Source organism: Rubneribacter sp. (assembly GCF_965361815.1).
The window spans coordinates 23,593-41,187 of sequence record NZ_CBDTNW010000069.1; the positions used below are offsets into that span (position 1 = coordinate 23,593).

Here is a 17,595-nt window from a genome sequence, read left to right on the forward strand (position 1 = left end):
CAGCTGAACGCACACGGAAACGACAAGCAAGCAAGAGGTAGAAGGAGAGAAGCTTTGCCTACCATCAACCAGCTGGTCCGCAAGGGCCGCAAGAAGTCGGTCGACAAGAAGAAGACGCCGGCTCTGAAGGGCAACCCGCAGAAGCGCGGCGTGTGCACCCGCGTGTACACGACCACGCCGAAGAAGCCGAACTCGGCTCTGCGCAAGGTCTGCCGCGTGCGCCTGGTCAACGGCATGGAGGTGACCGCCTACATCCCGGGCATCGGCCACAACCTGCAGGAGCACTCCATGGTGCTCATCCGCGGCGGCCGCGTGAAGGACCTGCCCGGCGTGCGCTACAAGGTCATCCGCGCGGCGCTCGACTGCGCTGCGGTGGACAGCCGCCGTCAGGCCCGCAGCCGCTACGGCGCCAAGCGCCCGAAGTAACAACCCGTTAAGACGCGCGGGCCGCACAGCCGCCGACGCCCGAAGGGGGCGCAGGCGGGGCCTAATGAGCGGCGGGGAAGCCGCCCCGAAGCGCGCAGGAACAAGAAGGAGTAACACATGCCGCGTCGTGCAGCAGCCGTCCGCCGCGAAGTGCAGCCGGACGCCAAGTACAACAACCGCCTGGTCACGCAGCTGATCAACAAGATCCTGCTTGACGGCAAGAAGTCCCTGGCCGAGCGCATCGTCTACGGTGCCTTCGACATCATCGAGGAGAAGACCGGCGGGGACCCGCTGGCCGTGTTCAAGAAGGCCATGGACAACGTGCGCCCCACGCTGGAGGTCAAGCCCAAGCGCGTGGGCGGCGCCACCTACCAGGTGCCGATGGAGGTCAACTCCCGTCGCGCCACCACGCTGGCCATCCGCTGGATCGTGGACTTCTCGCGCAAGCGCAAGGAGCACACCATGATGCAGCGCCTGGCCGCCGAGATCATGGACGCCGCCGAGAACACGGGCGCGTCGGTGAAGAAGCGCGAGGACCTGTACAAGATGGCCGAGTCGAACCGTGCGTTCTCGCACTATCGCTTCTAAGGGGGCCGCGCATCATGGCTAAAACCTCTCTGAAGCAGACGCGCAACTTCGGCATCATGGCCCACATCGATGCGGGCAAGACCACCACGACCGAGCGCATCCTCTACTACACGGGCAAGACCCACAAGATCGGCGAGGTGCACGACGGCGCCGCGACGATGGACTGGATGGTGCAGGAGCAGGAGCGCGGCGTGACCATCACCGCCGCCGCCACCACGTGCTTCTGGACGAAGGACGACGTGGAGTACCGCTTCCAGATCATCGACACGCCCGGCCACGTGGACTTCACCTCCGAGGTGGAGCGTTCCCTGCGCGTGCTCGACGGCACCGTGGCGGTGTTCGACGCCGTGGCCGGCGTGCAGCCGCAGTCCGAGACGGTGTGGCGCCAGGCCGAGCGCTACGGCGTGCCCCGCATCGCCTTCATCAACAAGTATGACCGCGTGGGCGCCGACTTCGCGCACGCCATCGAGACCATGCGCGACCGCCTGGGCGCCAACGCCGTGGCCGCGCAGATCCCCATGGGCGCCGAGGACGGCTTCTGGGGCGTCATCGACCTGGTGACCATGACGGCTTGGGACTTCAAGGCCGACGAGAAGGGCATGACCTACCCCGAGTCCATGGACGCCATCCCGGCCGAGTTCGCCGAGGAGGCCGAGCTGCGCCATCAGGAGCTGCTTGAGGCCGCCGCCGACTGCGACGACGAGCTTATGGAGAAGGTTCTCATGGAGGAGGACGTCACGGTCGAGGAGCTGAAGGCCGCCCTGCGCAAGGGCGTCATCGCTTGCCAGATCAACCCGGTGTTCGTGGGTTCGGCCTACAAGAACAAAGGCGTGCAGGAGCTGCTGGACGCCGTGGTGGACTACCTGCCCAGCCCGGTGGACATCCCCGCCATCAAGGGCATCGACCCCGCCACCGGCGAGGAGGGCGAGCGTCCGGCCGATCCGAAGGCGCCGTTTGCGGCCCTGGCCTTCAAGATCATGACGGACCCGTTCGTGGGCAAGCTCACCTACCTGCGCGTGTACTCGGGCTCGCTCGACTCGGGCAGCTACGTGATCAACGCGGTGAAGGACAAGAAGGAGCGCATCGGGCGCCTTCTGCAGATGCACTCCAACCAGCGCGTGGACATCGACTCCTGCTCCGCCGGCGACATCGTGGCGGTGGTGGGCCTGAAGGCCACGTCCACCGGCGACACGCTCTGCGACGAGAGCGCCCCCATCGTGCTGGAGTCCATGGAGTTCGCCGAGCCGGTCATCGACATCGCCATCGAGCCCAAGACGAAGGCCGAGCAGGACAAGATGGGCGTGGCCCTGGCCAAGCTCGCCGAGGAGGACCCCACCTTCCGCGTGTCCACCAACCACGAGACCGGCCAGACCATCATCGCCGGCATGGGCGAGCTGCACCTGGAGATCATCGTCGACCGCCTGCTGCGCGAGTTCAAGGTTGAGGCCAACGTGGGCAAGCCGCAGGTGGCCTACCGCGAGCGTCCGGGCCACGAGGTCATGGGCGCCGAGGGCAAGTTCGTGCGCCAGTCCGGCGGTCGCGGCCAGTACGGCCATGCCGTCATCAACATGTACCCGCAGGAGCCGGGCGAGGGCTACGCCTTCGAGAACAAGATCGTGGGCGGCGTGGTGCCCAAGGAGTACATCCCGTCTGTGGACAAGGGCATCCAGGAGGCTCTGAACTCCGGCGTGCTGGCGGGCTACCCTGTGGAGGACGTGCGCGTTGAGCTGGTGGACGGCTCCTACCACGAGGTGGACTCCTCCGAGGCCGCCTTCAAGGTGGCGGGCTCCATGGCCATCAAGGACGCGCTGCGCAAGTCGAACCCGGTCATCCTCGAGCCTGTCATGGCCGTCGAGGTGGAGACGCCCGAGGAGTACACCGGTTTCGTCATGGGCGACATCCCCAGCCGTCGCGGCATGATCCAGGGTCAGGAGCGTCGCGGCAACGCCGTGGTCATCGAGGCCAAGGTTCCCCTGGGCCAGATGTTCGGCTACGCCACCGACCTTCGCTCCGGCACGCAGGGTCGCGCCGTGTACACGATGCAGTTCGACTCCTACCAGCCGGTTCCCAAGAGCGTGGCGGAGGAGATTGTCAGCAAGGCCGGCGGCAACGCCTAGGGCGTGCTCGCAAGCATAGTTGGAGGTAAAGCAAGTGGCTAATCAGAAGATTCGCATTCGCCTGAAGGGCTACGACCATGAGATTGTGGACCAGTCCACGAAGCTCATCGTCGACACCGCCCAGAAGACGGGTGCCAAGGTGTCCGGCCCCATTCCGCTGCCGACGGAGCGCAACCTGTACTGCGTCGTGCGCGGGCCGCACGTTGACAAAGACTCGCGCGAGCAGTTCGAGATGCGCACGCACAAGCGCCTCATCGACATCCTGGAGCCCACCCCGAACACGGTTGACTCCCTGATGCGCCTCGATCTCCCCGCCGGCGTCGACATCGAGATCAAGCTGTAAAGGGGGATGTGCGACATGATCAACGCCATCTACGGTAAGAAAATTGGCATGACCCAGATCTTCGGCGAGGACGACCGCGTCATCCCCGTGACGGTGATCCAGGCCGAGCCGAACAAGGTGTGCCAGGTCAAGACGAAGGCCACGGACGGCTACGAGGCCGTGCAGCTGGGCTTCGGCACGGTGCGCACGTACAAGAAAAGCGGCGAGTACCGCGTGAACAAGCCCATGGGCGGCCATTTCGCCAAGCAGGGCACCGCGCCCACGCGCTACCTGCGCGAGGTTCGCGTGGAGGACGCCTCCGAGTACAAGGTGGGCGACCTGCAGACGGTGGCCGCGTTCGCCGACGTGAAGAAGGTGGACGTCCAGGGCAAGTCCAAGGGCAAGGGCTTCGCCGGCGTCATGAAGCGCTGGGGCTTCCGCGGCGGCCCGGGCGGCCACGGCGCGCACTTCCATCGCGCTCCGGGCTCCATCGGCCAGTGCGCCACGCCTTCGCGCGTGTTCAAGGGCGTCAAGCTTCCGGGACGCATGGGCTGCGACACCGTGACCGTGCGCAACCTCGAGGTGGTGCGCATCGACGAGGAGCAGAACCTCATCTTGGTGAAGGGTGCCATCCCCGGTGGCAAGAACGGCATCGTTCGCGTCCGCATGGCGTAGAGCGCGAATCGAAATAAGGAGCTTGAACAACATGACGACTATCGACATCAAAGACGCGAAGGGACAGAAGGCCGGATCGGCCGAGCTGGCTCCCTCCGTGTTCGGCATCGAGCCGAACGTGCCCGTCATGCACCAGGTGGTTCGCGCGCAGCGCGCGTCCTGGCGCCGCGGCACGCACGACACCAAGACCCGCGGCCAGGTGCGCGGCGGCGGCAAGAAGCCGTGGCGCCAGAAGGGCACGGGTCGCGCCCGCCAGGGCTCCATCCGCTCGCCCCAGTGGACCGGCGGCGGCGTGGTGTTCGGCCCGCATCCTCGTTCGTACGCGTTCCGCGTGAACAAGAAGGAGGTCAAGCTGGCTATGCGTTCGGCGCTGTCCGCCAAGCTGGCCGACGGGCAGCTGTACGTGGTGGAGGACTTCTCTTTCGAGAAGCCGCGCACCAAAGACGCGGTGGCTGCGCTCAAAGCGCTGGGCATCGAGGGACGCACGACCATCGTGGTGGCCGACGACGCGGTGAACACCTACCTGTCGTTCCGCAACATCCCCACGGTGAACGTTCTTCCGGTGACCGCGATCAACACCTATGACCTGATCGACAACAAGGCGCTCGTCCTGACGGCGGGCACGCTGAGCCGCATCGAGGAGGTGCTCGCATAATGAAGGATCCTCGCGAGATCATCATCCGCCCCATCATCACGGAGCACAGCTACGACATGATGGAGAAGAACACCTACACGTTCGAGGTTGCCAAGGACGCCAACAAGATTGAGGTCCGCCAGGCCATCGAGGCCATCTTCGACGTGACGGTGGTCAAGGTGAACACCCTGAACGTGAAGCCCAAGACCAAGCGCGTTCGCTACAAGGAAGGCAAGACCCGCTCCTGGAAGAAGGCCATGGTCACACTCAAGGAAGGCGACACGATCGAGCTGTTCGCGTCGTAGACGCGCCGCTCTTCGCACCGAGCGAAAGGCTCCCGGACGAATGCGTCCGGGAGCCTTTTTCGTTTTGGCTACGCTATGAGGGCGGGCGTGCGAGGGCGTGGCGCGCTTCGCGTTGACGGCGCGGCCGCCGCGCACGAGGCGGCAGAAAGAACGCAAGAGGGACAGCTGTGGCAGAACGGGAAGAAGAGAAGGCGTCCGGCAAGGTGTACGGCTACGCGCGCGTTTCGGCGCGCGATCAGAACCTTGCCCGGCAGCTTGACGCGCTGAGGGCGTTTCCGGTGGTCAGCGCGAACATCTACGCCGACAAGGCCAGCGGGAGGGACTTTGCCCGGCCGGGATACCGGGCGCTCCTTCGCAAACTGCGGGCGGGAGACGTGCTGGTGGTGAAGAGCATCGACCGTCTGGGGCGCGACTACGACGAGACGTTGGAGGAATGGCGGCGCATCACCAAGGAGAAGGGGGCGGCCATTGTGGTGCTGGACATGCCGCTGCTCAACACGCGGGAGCGACGCGACGATGTGACCGGGGCGTTTCTGGCCGACGTCGTGCTGCAGATATTGAGCTACGTCGCCCAGGTGGAGCGCGAGAACACCCGGCAGCGCCAGGCCGAGGGGATAGCCGCCGCAAAGGCGCGCGGCGTGAGGTTCGGGCGGCCGGCCATTCCGCGTCCGCAGGCGTACCAAGCCGTCAGGGGAAAGCGCCTTGCAGGGACGCTCACATGTAAGGAGGCGGCGCGACGCCTTGGCGTTAGCACGAAGACGCTCGAACGGTGGATGAAGCAGGACGCGGAAGCAGACGAGGTTGGGGAGGGGAGTGAGATTGGGGAGGCGGACGGGGTTGGGGAGGAGCTTGGCGTCGGGGGCGAGCCGTAGCGCGGGGTTGGGAGGGAGCCGTGGCGCGTCGCCGGGGCGAGCCGTGGCGCGTCGCCGGTTGGCCGAGGAGGGGGCGCCGGCGATCAGCCGGGGCGGAGGGCGCGATGGGGGAATGCGCGACGGCCTCCGGCGCTGGGGTGTGATGAAACCATGCGCGAACATCCCGAATTCCGACAAAAGGTAGACTTTTTGTCTCACCCACCAAGGCGGCTCATCTTCGTGGTCAGCCATTCGTGATCTGCGGTTTCTCCAGTGTCGAACATTCTCGCATTGCACGGACAAAAAGTCTACCTTTTGGTGCGCTTGGGTCTTCGGGGCGGAGAGGTGGGCGATGGAGCAGAAAGCGACGAAGGGGGATGCCCTGCCGTCGGGCTTCCTGTCCGTGCGCGCTCCCCGCGACGGGAGGGTTCGCTGGTATGCCGTTCGCGTGCCGGCGGGGCGCGAGTCCTCATTCGCCGAGGACTGCCGCAGGGCCATCGGGCCCGACCTGCTGGAGGACTGCTTCGTTCCCCGCTACGAACGCTACACGAAACGCCAGGGAATCTGGCGTGTGGAAACGGTCCCCATGTTCTCAGGGTACGCCTTCGCGGCCACGTGCGATGTGCGGGCGCTTGCCAGAGCGCTCGGGCGGCTCTCGTTCGCCGAGCAGCCCGTGGGCAGGCAGGGTTCGTCCTACGCGCCGCTTTCCCAGGACGTGCAGGCGTGGCTGGAGGCGGCGCTTGATTCCTCGCGCATTCTGCGGGCGAGCGAGGGACGCATCGAAGGGGGCGTTCTCACGGTGGAGCGCGGTCCGCTGCGCGGAAGCGAGCGGATCGTCCGCAAGGTGGACCGGCACAAACGGATGGCCTACGTGGGGCTTGGCGACGGCGACAGCGAGTTTCTGCTGCGTGCGGGGCTGAGCGTGCCCTCGAAGAGCTAAGCGCTGCCCGCCGTCTGCGCTTGGCGGCGTGTCGGGGCTTTTCGCAGGCGATCCTCCCGGGCGGCTGTGCGCCGCAAAAGGGGAGGCTCGCCTGCGGGAAACCGCGATAAACATATCTTGACCTGGAAAGACAGCGCCTGTGGCGTGCCTTGTCCGGCTCAGGAGGATGAATACCTTGTCTTGCGAGGGCGCCTTTGCGCGGCGAAGCCGTGCCCTGTGCGTCCCCTGATGCGAAGCGGGAGGGCTTTTCGTGGCCGAATGGTACGTGATCCAGGTCAGAGGAGGACGCGAAGACATTGTGGCGGCCGCCGTCAGGCAGCTTGGGCGCGCCGGCACGATAGAGGAGTGTTTCTCTCCTAAATGGCGCACGCAGCGGAAGGTTCGCGGTGCGTGGGAGGACGTGGAGCGGTTGCTGCTGCCGGGGTACGTGATAGCGGCCACTGATTTTCCTCTGGAGCTGGACGCGGTGCTGCGTCGGGTCTCCGAGTTCACGAGGATCCTGCAAAACGAGACGGGTTTCATCCCCTTGGACAGGGACGAGGTGGGGTGGATCGGGCGGCATGCGCTGGGCCCTGATCGCGTGATCCCCCTGTCGAGGGCGGTCAAGGAAGGCGATGAGGTGGTGGTTGTGGAAGGACCCCTCAAGGACCGCTGGTTCCAGGTCAAGCGCATCGATCGCCGTCGCTCGACGGCGTACGTGGAGATTGACTTTCTGGGCAGGAAGAAGGAAGTGCCCGTAGGGCTGATGGTAGTTGCCAGGCAGGATCTTTGACAGAAACGCACATTGCGGCGAACGCATGCATCAGATGCATCTAGGCGTGCGTGCCATTGTCGCCGGGGGGGGGCACCTGTGCGCACCGTTTGGGCGGCACGTGCCGCAGGCATGTGGTAAATGCTGCGAGGGCTAAAGGATGACCGAGGTGCTTCATCCAAACGCACAGGAGATTCCTGTTTCCGCAGGCGCCAAACCATGGATCACCGAAAGCTATCTCACCGATGACGAGGCCCTGCGTCTGCTGGCGGGCCGCGACTCCGGCGTGCGCCCCGAGCTTTCGCGGCGCGGCTACCGCTTCGTGAAGCGCGCCTTCGACCTGGTGGCGAGCGGGGCGGCCGTGGCGCTCCTCCTCATCCCCGGAGCCATCCTCTGCGCCGTCATCTGCGCGAAGTCCCCGGGAGCAGGGCCGCTGTACTCCCAGTGGAGAATCGGCCGCGTGCGCGCCGATGGCGCCTATCGGCCCTTCCGCATGTGGAAGTTCAGGAGCATGGTGCCCAACGCCGACGAGATGCTGGCCGACCTGCAAGGCTCGAACGAGGCCGACGGCCCGTTGTTCAAGATCAAAGAAGATCCAAGGGTGGTCCCAGGCGTTGGAGCTTTCATCAGGAAGCACTCCATAGACGAGCTTCCCCAACTTTTGAACGTGCTTGCCGGCCAGATGTCCCTCATAGGCCCCAGGCCCGGCCTCCCGAGAGAGGTCGCCCAATACGACGAGCGCGCCAAGCGCCGCCTCGCCGTCAAGCCCGGCTGCGGCGGGGCGTGGCAGGTCAGGGGGCGCTCGGATGTGGGCTTCGACCGCATGGTGGAGCTCGACCTCGACTACATAGGCAACCGCGGCATCCGCCAGGACCTCGCCCTCGTGGTCGGCACCATCCGCGAGATGGTTTCTGGCAAGGGGGCGTCGTAGATGAAAGTATGCCTCCCAACCTCATCCGGCGGACACTTGACGCAGCTTATGCGGTTGCAGCCTTTCTGGGGTGGGCAAGAGCGCTTTTGGGTGACCTTTGACAAGGAGGATGCCGAATCGAAACTTGCCTGCGAGCGGGTGTATCACTGCCACTATCCAACGAATCGCAACATCCCGAATCTCTTGCGCAACACCGCCCTTGCGTGGAGGGTGCTGCGCAAAGAGCGTCCTGATGTCATCGTAACCACCGGCGCTGCCGTGGCCATCCCGTTCTTTTTCATAGGCAGGCTGTTGGGCGTCAAGACCGTCTACATCGAGGTCATCGACCGCATTGACGCGCCCACGCTTTCGGGGAAAGTGTGCCGTCCCCTTACCGATCTGTTTGTTGTGCAGTGGCCGGAGATGGAAGGCGTCTACAAAGGGTCGATTTGCCTTGGGAGCGTGTTTTAAGTGGTGTTCGTAACGGTAGGCACCCATGAACAGCCCTTCGACAGGCTCATGCGGGAGGTCGAGCGCCTTGCTCTTGCAGAAGAACTTTCGGATGTGACGGTACAGTATGGCTACTCCACGCTGCGGCCTCAGGGCTGTCGTTGCGAGCGATTCTTGCCCTACGCCGAGATGTGTCGCCTTTATGCTGAGGCTGACGTGGTGGTTTGCCATGGCGGGCCAAGCACATTTCTGGAAGCGATGAGCTGCGGCAAGGCCCCTGTGGTGGTGCCGCGCCTCGCGCGCTACGGCGAGCACGTAAACGACCACCAACTCTCTTTCTGCCGGCAATTCGCTGAACGCGTTGGCGGCATTGAGGTTGTGGAGGATGTTGCGGAGCTTGCAGCAGCGATTGGCCGTGCGCGCGAGGCGGCGGTTGATTCCGCACAGGTCCAGAGCAACACCGCCCGCTTCTGCGAGGAATTGGGCGTGCGGGTGGAAGGGCTTCTTGAGAATGAGTAAGCCAAAAGTCGGCATTATGTCGATGCAGAGGATAAGAAACTACGGGTCGTTTCTGCAGGCGCACGGTCTCAGATCTTTGCTGGAAGAGCTTGGCTGCGAAGTTCGCTTCGTGGACTACAAGCCAGGCCCGTGTTTGGTGGAGCAAAAGGCCTCCCGTCTGCCGCGGCCTGCGGCAAAGCTTGTTGAGGTGCTCGGAGGTCCCGGGCCGCTTTCCGCCAAACTATCCTACGCAAATTATAAGCGTCGTTATGACGGGCGCGCTTGGCCGCTGCTCGGGCTTCCGGCCGAGCCCGACTATCGTACCGACAACCTTGACATGCTTGCTATCGGCTCCGACGAGGTGTTCAACTGCGTGCAGGCCAATCCCAATGTGGGCTTCAGCGCCGATCTGTTCGGCGCATCATGTCAGGCAGGTAGGCTTATCTCATACGCGGCGTCGTGCGGGAACACGACCCTTGCCAAGCTTGATCGCTATGAGGTTTCCAACACGGTGGCCGATTGGCTTGCGCGTTTCGACGCGCTTTCGGTGCGTGACGAGAACACGGCGACAGTGGTTGAGGCTCTGGCGGGTGTGGAGCCGGTGCGCAACCTTGACCCAGTGCTTGCTTGGGATTTCTTTGGACGGGAGAAACTTCCTCCTTGTCCGGTGGAAGGTCGCTACCTGATCGTGTACGCCTACTCGGGCAGGCTTTCGGCTGAGGAGTGCGCCGCCGTACGCGCCTATGCAGATGAGCGTGGTTTCGAAATCGTAAACGTCGGCGGGGTGCAGGGTTGCTGCGATACATTCCTGGACCTAGGCCCCTTCGAAGTGCTTGCGGCGTTCCGGGGCGCGGAGTGCGTGCTCACCGACACGTTCCACGGCACCATCCTTTCGGCTATAGCCGAACGTCCTTTTGCGAGCATCGTGCGAACCGAAGGCTACGGCAATGCCGAAAAACTCACCGATCTCCTTGCGCGACTGGGGTTGGAGGACAGGGCTGCCGCCCGTCCCGAAGGTTTTGCGCCCTTGCTTGCCAAGGCGCCCAACTGGGCGCCTGTGCGCGAAGCCATCGCTCGGGGCTGCGAGGCTGCCTACGGCTATTTGAGGAGGCAGCTTGCATGTATACCGAGCTAAAGTCATATCAGATTATCATTTCGCTGCTCAAGCAGCGCGGCATAAAGAAATGCGTACTTTCGGCGGGCTCGCGCAACGTGCCCTTCGTCCACTCGGTCGAAGAGGATCCGTTTTTCGAATGCTACTCGGTTGTGGATGAGCGCAGCGCGGGCTACTTCGCGCTGGGATTGGCGCAAGAATCGGGAGAACCCGTCGTTGTCTCGTGCACGTCCTCCACGGCAACCTGCAACTATTGGCCACCTGTTGCCGAGGCGTTCTACCAGGGCGTTCCGCTTGTGGTGCTTACGAGCGATCGCGCGCCCTCGCTTGTGGGGCAGCTTGAGGACCAGTGCATCGACCAGGCGGGCATGTTTGACCGCCATGTGAGAAAGAGCGTGAATCTGCCGATTGTCCAGGACGCAGACGATAGGTGGCACTGCGAGCGGCTTGTCAACGAGGCGCTCTTAGAGCTTGACCACCGCGGAACGGGTCCTGTGCACATCAACGTGCCTATGAAGTCGTACAACAACTCCTTTAACGTACGCGAGCTTCCCAAAGCTCGACTTATCAATCGGGTTATGGTTTCTGATCGAAACGGCATGGCCGAGCTCGCTGCACGGCTTGACGGAGCGCGACGTATTCTTGTTGTCTGTGGCCAGCAAGCAAAATGCGATACCGTCCTTGCTCAGGCGCTCGATGCCCTGTGGGAATCGCGCAATGTGGCGATTGCTGCTGAATATATGGCAAACGTGCCGCGTGGGCATGCTTTTAACCCAACGCTGTGCATGGAGTATCGCTACATAACCGAAAAGAAGTTCCGCGAGTTCCTCCCGGATGTCGTCGTGTCGTTCGGGGGGAATATGACCGCAGGGCTAAAAGAGATGCTCAGGCGTTGCGCGGGGGAGTACGAGCATTGGTCGATCGAGGAAGATGGGCGCGTTTGCGACGCGTACAAGAGCCTTACGACTGTCATCGAGGGCTCGCCCGCCGCTGCGCTTGCGGCGCTTGCGCAATCCGGACCGTCGGCCGATGCGAGGGATCACGAGTACGCCCAGGCGCTTTCCGACTACGAACGCTCTGCCGTGGTCCCGCCGCAGCCCTACAATAACGTACTTGCCATCCAGAAGGTTGTGGAGCAGATTCCTGCGAACTCTCTTGTGCACCTTGCCATTAACGACGCCATTCGCATCACGAACTTCTTCAACCTACCCGAGGACGCGACGGTCTACGCCAACGTGGGCACCCACGGCATTGACGGACCACTCTCGTCGTTTTTCGGGCAGGCGATTGCAAGTCCCTCCCGCCAAGCGTTTCTTATTGTCGGCGATCTCGCCTTTTTCTACGACATGAACGCCATGCGCTTGCGCCACATAGGAGAAAACGCGCATATCTTGCTGATTAATAACCACGGAGGCGAGGAGTTCTACTACAACAAAATGTACCGCAACGAGGCGAGCGACCTGCACACAACGGCACGCCACTCCACAAAGGCCGAAGGGTGGGTGCGAGAGGTCGGTTTCCGCTATCTGAGCGCGGACGATGAAGCGTCTTTTGCGGAGGCGCTTCCTGCATTCTTCAAACCGGGTCCTGTGCTGTTCGAGGTGTTCACGGAAATGAGCACTGATGCGCAAGCGCTCTATGACATATACGATGCGACGCGTCCGCGCGATGCGAAAAGCGAGGCCATCCGCCAAGGCAAGGATTTTATCAAGGCGACTATCGGTCAAGAGAAAGCCCAGAAGTTTGCGAACTTGCTGAAGGGTGGAAAGTGATGGGCCTGAAGGCAGCCATCCGTAAAGCGGCCCGTCTTGTACTCGCCTCATCTCCCGAGCAGCACGTGACGGTGAATGTTGCCACCATTGCACCAGGTGGTGTGCTTGCGGGCAAAAAGATTGCCATCACAGGTGGCGGAAGGGGGCTGGGGCTTGCCATGGCGCGGCGCTTTGCGTCCGAAGGCGCGAAGGTGGTTGTTTCCGGGCGCAACCGCGAGACGCTTGACGCTGCCGTGGCTGAGATTGGTTCCGCCGCCCATGCCGTCGTCTATGATGTGTCCGACGTTTCGAGCGCGCCCGCTTTTCTTGATGCTTGCGAAGCGGCGCTCGGCGGGACGGTGGACTGCCTTGTAAGTAACGCAGGGGTGTCTTTGCACGAGGGGCGCTACGACAAAGTAACACCCGAAGGGTTTGACAAAGCATTCAATACTAACATGCGTGGTGCTTACTTTCTTGCTCAGGAGTGGCTGCGCCGAAAGGAGGTCGAGAAGGGCCACGCGCCTGCCCAGCTGCTCGTCGTCACCTCCGAGACGGGCCGGCAGGCCTACGACATCCCCTACGGCATGACCAAGGCGGCCATGGACTCGTTTGTGCGCGCGGCGTCGAGGCGCGTCTATTGCGAGGGCATCCGCGTGAACGCCATAGCGCCAGGGGTGACGCTTACCGACATGACGCGCGACTACGCGGAGTCTTCCGACGGCAACCTCTATCGCGACTGCGCCTCGGGGCGCGTGTTTCTTCCTGAGGAGGTTGCCGAGGTGGCGCTGTTTTTAGTGTCCGATGCGTCCATGTGCGTATCGGGCGAGGTCATCCACACAAACGCAGGCAACCACCTGCCGATATGGTGGGAGGATTAATGCGTGAAAATGAGATAGAAGCGTCATCAGCTGTGTCATCAGCTGCTCCTGTCAGGGTTCTGCATGTTCTTCAACGCATGGAGGCTGGCGGGACGCAGGCGTTGTTGATGAATCTGTATCGCAATATGGATCGTAACAGGCTTCAGTTCGACTTCCTTGTGGAATACGAGGCGGAGCAGTTTTACGATGCGGAAATCGAGAGTCTTGGCGGCAGAATATTTCGGTCAAGCATTCGCGAAGATAAGAACATATTCAAGTTCGTACGATATTTGAAGAACTTTTTCGACGCGCATCCCGAGTACAGGATAGTTCACGTCCATACCTACTCAATCGGCTATTTTGTTTTGCGCGCTGCGCGACGTGCGGGAGTTGCTGTGCGAGTGGCGCACTCTCACAGCAACCGCATGTCGGGACGAGCGGTTGCCGTGAAAAAGGCAATGAAGGCACTTTATCCGATCCATGCTAATAAATTCATGGCCTGCTCTCGAGAGGCTGGTGAGTTTTTGTTCGGGGATCGCGAGTTCGAGGTGGTGCGCAACGCCATTGACGTGGAGGCGTTTGCTTACGATCCCGAAGCACGTGCGGCGATGCGTGCCGAGCTGGGGTTTGGCGACGGGGATCTCGTTGTGGGCAGTGTCGGCAGATTGCACCGCCAAAAGAACCAAGGCTTCTTGCTCGAAGTGTTCTCCGAGGTCAAAAAGAAGCGCCCTGAAGCGAAATTGCTGCTTGTTGGCGATGGTCCTGATCGGGAGGTTCTGCTCGGCAGGGCACGCTCGCTTGGAATCGAGCGAGAGTTCGTGCTTCTGAGCAACAGGAGCGATATGCCCAGACTCTATCAGGCTATGGACGTATTTGTTCTCCCGTCTCTTTATGAGGGTTTGGGTATTGTGACAATTGAGGCCCAGACAGCAGGGCTTCCCACGTTTGTATCTAAAGGCGTTGCGGCCGAGGCAGAAGTTTCTCCGCTTTTTCATCGGCTTGATCTTGGAGATGGATCGACAACTTGGGCGCAAATGGTGCTTTCGAAGCCACTTGCATTCCGCGCTAGTCGCTTAAATGATGTGAGAGCCCATGGTTTTGATATTAAGCATAATGTCATGATGCTGGAGGAATGGTATTTAAAGGAGAGCAAGGAACATGAGTGAAGCAATTGGTTTCCCTTTGCTCACCATCTTTACACCGTCATATAACAGATCGAGAGAACTTATCCGTCTGTATGGATCTTTGCTTGTGCAAAATGATATGCGTTTTGAATGGGTAATTGTCGATGATGGGTCAACTGATGACACGCGCAGCCTCATTGCCAGGTGGCTAGGGGGGAGTTCCCCATTTCCGATTCGGTATATTTACCAGGAAAACTCCGGAAAACACGTTGCTCATAACCGTGGGGCGCAGGAGGCAAGGGGTGGGTTGTTTATGTGTGTCGATTCAGACGATTGGCTAGAGGCTAATGCGGTGGCAACTATTCTCGCCGATGCGTCGGCTTTGGCTGCGGAAGAATCTCTTCTTTATCCAAAGCTGTTTACTTCTCAAGGCACTTTGGATAAATGGTTTCCTGAAGGTACAAAAAGAATTGAGCTTTCAGACATGCGTATGAGATACCGTCTTGTCGTCGAAACGGCCATTGTGTTCAAAACGGAGGTATTATGCCGGCACCCCTTCCCGGTGATAGAGGGCGAGCGCTTCATACCCGAAGGTTCCGTATACTACGATTTTCACAGTCCTGAACTTTTCTTGGTGAGAAATGCTACTTTCTACCGGTGCGAGTATCTCGATGAGGGTCTCACCATGAACATCTGGCAAAACTGGCTGAACAATCCCGTTGGTACGCGCATGGCTCTTGTCAAACGCTACGAGGCAGCAAAGCGGTATTCGGGGGCGCTGGCTCTAAAGGAGAAGATTGCTGCGATAGCGGGCATTGAGTCGCTGAATATGGCGCTCAAAAGAAGGCTGTTCGAGGGAGTTCCTGCAACACCATTGCGTATCCCAATTCTGCTTTTCGCCGTCCGCCTGAGGAATATAAGGTACTAGAATGATGCTCCTTCCAAGTCGAGTATGTCGTCAAAATGTCTTCAGCTGCAAATCGCATGTCGCTGTGGATGAAAATAGCACCAAGATAGGTGATTGCCCGAAAGTGAAACGATTATTCATTGCGGTAGGACTTGCGCTCGGATTGCTTTTTTTGAGCGAGTGCTACCACTCGCTTTCTGTGGTGCTCAAGCTCGCTAGTCTTTTGTTGACGCTAGGTTGTTTTCTGAGTGTTGCGTGGAGGCATAGAATTGCGGGGCTTACGTGGCTCTACTTGTTTCTCGTAGCGTCTTTTCTCTTTGTGCAATTCGTTTACACAGGATTGAATTACCATCAAAGCATTACGCAATTTTTTACCGCTTCTTACTACTATTTTTATTGTTTGCTCGTTCCTGTCTTTGCTTTCATATTTGAAATAATCGGACTTAAAGAAGCTTTAATTAAGCTAGAGAAGGTAGTTTTCCTCATCGCCACTTTCATGCTTATAGCTGGTTTTTTGTACCTCGTTCTTGGGTTCAATATTACCGAAATCGATCGGTTTCGTAATGGGTTGTTGAGAATCAATGCTCCTTTTGTCCTTCAGATAGGATGCGTTATTGCTGCCTATCTATTTGCTTGCGATAAGAAGAACAAAATACTGCATGCTCTAACTTGTGCTCTCGCCTTCTTTGCAATTCTTTTTGTTTATCAAAGTCGTCTCGTGCTTCTTCTCATGGTTTCAATCTTTCTTTTCATTTTCGCTTTGAGGCGCAAGGAAAACGTAGGAGTTACCCTTACGGGTATATTCTTATCCCTCTTTATTCTTTTGCTGTTGTTCGCGGTTGGGCCATTTGGTGAAATCTTGGGATCCTTTGCGGTGACGAGCGAGAGCGGTGGAAACACGCTCACAAGGATCTACGAGACCGACCATTATCTCGAATTATTCAAGCGCTACCCTTTAAACGGGATTGGTCTTGTTCCTTATGGGAGCAAAGCGTATACTGCGCTGTCGGGGCCTTTTGGGAGTTATTACGTCGATGATGTAGGCATTATCGGAGCGTTAGCTGAAATCGGTCTTTGGATCATCCCTATTTATATAGTGCCTATGTTTGTTTTTATGGTTTGGGCGTTTTCCGAAGAGCGAAATGAACTTCGGATTATGCTTCTTGCCATTTTCCTATACTTGGTTGGGACAACGTTTACAACTTTGATTGTTTTTCCGTATTTCGATCCGACATGGTCTCTGTGCATAGCGCTATTCGGGTACAAAGAAGACCAGAGGGCTGCTCCGCAGCGCCCTATCCGCATCGAGGAAATGAGCAAATTACATGCATGAGAAAACACTGTCCATTTCGATTGCTGCGTACAATGTCGAGACATATTTAACTCAGACTCTTGATTCAATTGTTGCTTGCGAAACCTTATCCGCTATCGATGTTCTTGTTGTAAACGATGGCTCCAAAGATGGGACGTTAGCTGTAGCTCGGAAATATTCAGAACGATACCCCGATTCAATTAAAGTAATTGATAAGCCGAACGGTGGTTATGGTTCGAGTATTAATGTCAGCATTCAGGAAGCGGAAGGGGCGTATTATCGACTTCTTGATGGCGATGATTGGGTTGATTCCAGAGAGCTGGATAGGCTTGTTAGATTTTTAAAAAAGACCGATTCTGATTTGGTTGTAACAAAGTACTCTTCCGTACGGGGGCATGAGAGCAAACTAGTTTCCCTCAATTGGCCGTATGATGCGGAGGTTCGGCCTATCGAAAAGCGTCTCGACTATCGTTACGCCATGCACATGCTTACGTTCAGGACACCGCCTCTGCGCAATGTCTTGACGAAAGATCCTATTATGGAAAATTCAAGTTATACGGATTTCGAGTTTAACGTCAAAGGAGTGTGTGCCTGTAAAACGGTTGCTTTTTTTGACGCCGATGTCTATCGCTACAGATTAGGTCGAGAGGGCCAGAGCGTCGAGCTTGCTTCGTGGTTTAGAAACATTGACAAGGCCTGTGAGGTTACTCTTCATGTTGCCGAATATTACGGACGCGTCATTGAAAACTCGTCCAACGTTGGGGAAGAGCTTCAACGCTGGGCTCTAAATCAATGCGTGGGAAGTGCAAATTATAAATGCAACTTGATGCAGATGATGGGCGGAGGTCGTAATACGTTCAAACGTCTTGAGGCTTTCTTTCGGTCTTTAAGGAAGATAAGTCCGACGGTCTATTTTGAGCTTATTCGAAGGAGTGCGAGCTTATGCCGCATTTCTTCCAGTTATACGAAATTTCTATTCTTGTCGCTGCCCAAACGCGCTAAAGCTATTTTATTGAGTTGCAGGGGCAGGTGATCGCTGTCGGGTGGAGATGTTATGCACGAG

20 protein-coding genes are annotated in these 17,595 nt (G+C 59.3%); all 20 read left to right on the forward strand.

Annotation, left to right across the window (positions count from 1 at the left end; genetic code table 11):
- Positions 1-54: 54 nt before the first annotated feature.
- Complete coding sequence (rpsL, locus tag ACWKY3_RS05315; protein WP_449315386.1) at positions 55-426, forward strand: 30S ribosomal protein S12; 372 nt, start codon at positions 55-57, stop codon at positions 424-426.
- Between the two features lie 117 nt (positions 427-543).
- Complete coding sequence (gene rpsG, locus ACWKY3_RS05320) at positions 544-1,014, forward strand: 30S ribosomal protein S7 (RefSeq protein ID WP_449315387.1); 471 nt, start codon at positions 544-546, stop codon at positions 1,012-1,014.
- A gap of 14 nt (positions 1,015-1,028) precedes the next feature.
- Positions 1,029-3,131 carry an elongation factor G gene (fusA, locus tag ACWKY3_RS05325; RefSeq protein WP_449315388.1) on the forward strand — a complete coding sequence of 701 codons (2,103 nt, stop codon included), beginning with the start codon at positions 1,029-1,031 and terminating at the stop codon, positions 3,129-3,131.
- 34 nt (positions 3,132-3,165) lie between these two features.
- Complete coding sequence (gene rpsJ, locus ACWKY3_RS05330) at positions 3,166-3,474, forward strand: 30S ribosomal protein S10 (RefSeq protein ID WP_080142318.1); 309 nt, start codon at positions 3,166-3,168, stop codon at positions 3,472-3,474.
- A gap of 15 nt (positions 3,475-3,489) precedes the next feature.
- Complete coding sequence (gene rplC / locus ACWKY3_RS05335; RefSeq protein ID WP_449315389.1) at positions 3,490-4,128, forward strand: 50S ribosomal protein L3; 639 nt, start codon at positions 3,490-3,492, stop codon at positions 4,126-4,128.
- A gap of 31 nt (positions 4,129-4,159) precedes the next feature.
- The gene (gene rplD / locus ACWKY3_RS05340; RefSeq protein WP_449315390.1) at positions 4,160-4,783 is read left to right on the forward strand and encodes a 50S ribosomal protein L4; all 624 of its coding nucleotides are present in this window, start codon (positions 4,160-4,162) and stop codon (positions 4,781-4,783) included.
- Positions 4,783-5,067: a 50S ribosomal protein L23 gene (rplW, locus tag ACWKY3_RS05345; protein ID WP_449315391.1), complete on the forward strand. Its 285-nt coding sequence runs from the start codon at positions 4,783-4,785 to the stop codon at positions 5,065-5,067. The genes rplD and rplW overlap by 1 nt, the downstream gene beginning before the upstream one ends.
- A gap of 167 nt (positions 5,068-5,234) precedes the next feature.
- Positions 5,235-5,939, forward strand: a complete 705-nt coding sequence (locus ACWKY3_RS05350) for a recombinase family protein (RefSeq protein WP_449315392.1) — start codon at positions 5,235-5,237, stop codon at positions 5,937-5,939.
- 331 nt (positions 5,940-6,270) lie between these two features.
- Positions 6,271-6,858, forward strand: a complete 588-nt coding sequence (locus ACWKY3_RS05355) for a transcription termination/antitermination NusG family protein (protein WP_449315393.1) — start codon at positions 6,271-6,273, stop codon at positions 6,856-6,858.
- Between the two features lie 250 nt (positions 6,859-7,108).
- Entirely contained in the window at positions 7,109-7,630 is a 522-nt protein-coding gene (locus ACWKY3_RS05360; protein ID WP_449315394.1) for a transcription termination/antitermination NusG family protein, read from the forward strand.
- Positions 7,631-7,778: 148 nt separating this feature from the next.
- Positions 7,779-8,540, forward strand: coding sequence for a sugar transferase (locus ACWKY3_RS05365; protein ID WP_449315395.1), 762 nt, complete (start codon positions 7,779-7,781; stop codon positions 8,538-8,540).
- Positions 8,541-8,990 (forward strand): PssD/Cps14F family polysaccharide biosynthesis glycosyltransferase, encoded by a 450-nt coding sequence (pssD, locus tag ACWKY3_RS05370; RefSeq protein ID WP_449315396.1) that lies wholly within the window; start codon positions 8,541-8,543, stop codon positions 8,988-8,990.
- Positions 8,991-9,488 (forward strand): glycosyltransferase, encoded by a 498-nt coding sequence (locus ACWKY3_RS05375; RefSeq protein WP_449315397.1) that lies wholly within the window; start codon positions 8,991-8,993, stop codon positions 9,486-9,488.
- Positions 9,481-10,602 carry a polysaccharide pyruvyl transferase family protein gene (locus tag ACWKY3_RS05380; RefSeq protein WP_449315398.1) on the forward strand — a complete coding sequence of 374 codons (1,122 nt, stop codon included), beginning with the start codon at positions 9,481-9,483 and terminating at the stop codon, positions 10,600-10,602. Before ACWKY3_RS05375 ends, ACWKY3_RS05380 begins: the two co-directional genes overlap by 8 nt.
- Entirely contained in the window at positions 10,587-12,353 is a 1,767-nt protein-coding gene (gene menD / locus ACWKY3_RS05385) for a 2-succinyl-5-enolpyruvyl-6-hydroxy-3-cyclohexene-1-carboxylic-acid synthase (protein WP_449315399.1), read from the forward strand. Before ACWKY3_RS05380 ends, menD begins: the two co-directional genes overlap by 16 nt.
- Positions 12,353-13,210 carry an SDR family NAD(P)-dependent oxidoreductase gene (locus ACWKY3_RS05390; protein WP_449315400.1) on the forward strand — a complete coding sequence of 286 codons (858 nt, stop codon included), beginning with the start codon at positions 12,353-12,355 and terminating at the stop codon, positions 13,208-13,210. Before menD ends, ACWKY3_RS05390 begins: the two co-directional genes overlap by 1 nt.
- The gene (locus ACWKY3_RS05395) at positions 13,210-14,355 is read left to right on the forward strand and encodes a glycosyltransferase family 1 protein (protein WP_449315401.1); all 1,146 of its coding nucleotides are present in this window, start codon (positions 13,210-13,212) and stop codon (positions 14,353-14,355) included. The genes ACWKY3_RS05390 and ACWKY3_RS05395 overlap by 1 nt, the downstream gene beginning before the upstream one ends.
- On the forward strand, positions 14,348-15,241 hold the full coding sequence (locus ACWKY3_RS05400; protein WP_449315402.1) for a glycosyltransferase: 894 nt from the start codon (positions 14,348-14,350) through the stop codon (positions 15,239-15,241). Before ACWKY3_RS05395 ends, ACWKY3_RS05400 begins: the two co-directional genes overlap by 8 nt.
- A gap of 64 nt (positions 15,242-15,305) precedes the next feature.
- The gene (locus ACWKY3_RS05405) at positions 15,306-16,553 is read left to right on the forward strand and encodes an O-antigen ligase family protein (RefSeq protein ID WP_449315403.1); all 1,248 of its coding nucleotides are present in this window, start codon (positions 15,306-15,308) and stop codon (positions 16,551-16,553) included.
- A complete protein-coding gene (locus tag ACWKY3_RS05410) occupies positions 16,546-17,565 on the forward strand; it encodes a glycosyltransferase family 2 protein (RefSeq protein ID WP_449315404.1) in 1,020 nt (339 codons plus the stop codon). The genes ACWKY3_RS05405 and ACWKY3_RS05410 overlap by 8 nt, the downstream gene beginning before the upstream one ends.
- Positions 17,566-17,595 lie beyond the last annotated feature (30 nt).

What these genes read in the sequence shown, in the direction of transcription:
- pssD (WP_449315396.1), top strand. Translation starts at nt 8,541, where the DNA reads ATGAAAGTATGCCTCCCAACCTCATCCGGCGGACACTTGACGCAGCTT.
- rpsG (WP_449315387.1), top strand. Translation starts at nt 544, where the DNA reads ATGCCGCGTCGTGCAGCAGCCGTCCGCCGCGAAGTGCAGCCGGACGCC.
- ACWKY3_RS05390 (WP_449315400.1), top strand. Translation starts at nt 12,353, where the DNA reads ATGGGCCTGAAGGCAGCCATCCGTAAAGCGGCCCGTCTTGTACTCGCC.
- ACWKY3_RS05355 (WP_449315393.1), top strand. Translation starts at nt 6,271, where the DNA reads ATGGAGCAGAAAGCGACGAAGGGGGATGCCCTGCCGTCGGGCTTCCTG.
- menD (WP_449315399.1), top strand. Translation starts at nt 10,587, where the DNA reads ATGTATACCGAGCTAAAGTCATATCAGATTATCATTTCGCTGCTCAAG.
- ACWKY3_RS05395 (WP_449315401.1), top strand. Translation starts at nt 13,210, where the DNA reads ATGCGTGAAAATGAGATAGAAGCGTCATCAGCTGTGTCATCAGCTGCT.
- rplD (WP_449315390.1), top strand. Translation starts at nt 4,160, where the DNA reads ATGACGACTATCGACATCAAAGACGCGAAGGGACAGAAGGCCGGATCG.
- rplW (WP_449315391.1), top strand. Translation starts at nt 4,783, where the DNA reads ATGAAGGATCCTCGCGAGATCATCATCCGCCCCATCATCACGGAGCAC.
- ACWKY3_RS05400 (WP_449315402.1), top strand. Translation starts at nt 14,348, where the DNA reads ATGAGTGAAGCAATTGGTTTCCCTTTGCTCACCATCTTTACACCGTCA.
- rplC (WP_449315389.1), top strand. Translation starts at nt 3,490, where the DNA reads ATGATCAACGCCATCTACGGTAAGAAAATTGGCATGACCCAGATCTTC.
- ACWKY3_RS05410 (WP_449315404.1), top strand. Translation starts at nt 16,546, where the DNA reads ATGCATGAGAAAACACTGTCCATTTCGATTGCTGCGTACAATGTCGAG.
- fusA (WP_449315388.1), top strand. Translation starts at nt 1,029, where the DNA reads ATGGCTAAAACCTCTCTGAAGCAGACGCGCAACTTCGGCATCATGGCC.
- ACWKY3_RS05380 (WP_449315398.1), top strand. Translation starts at nt 9,481, where the DNA reads ATGAGTAAGCCAAAAGTCGGCATTATGTCGATGCAGAGGATAAGAAAC.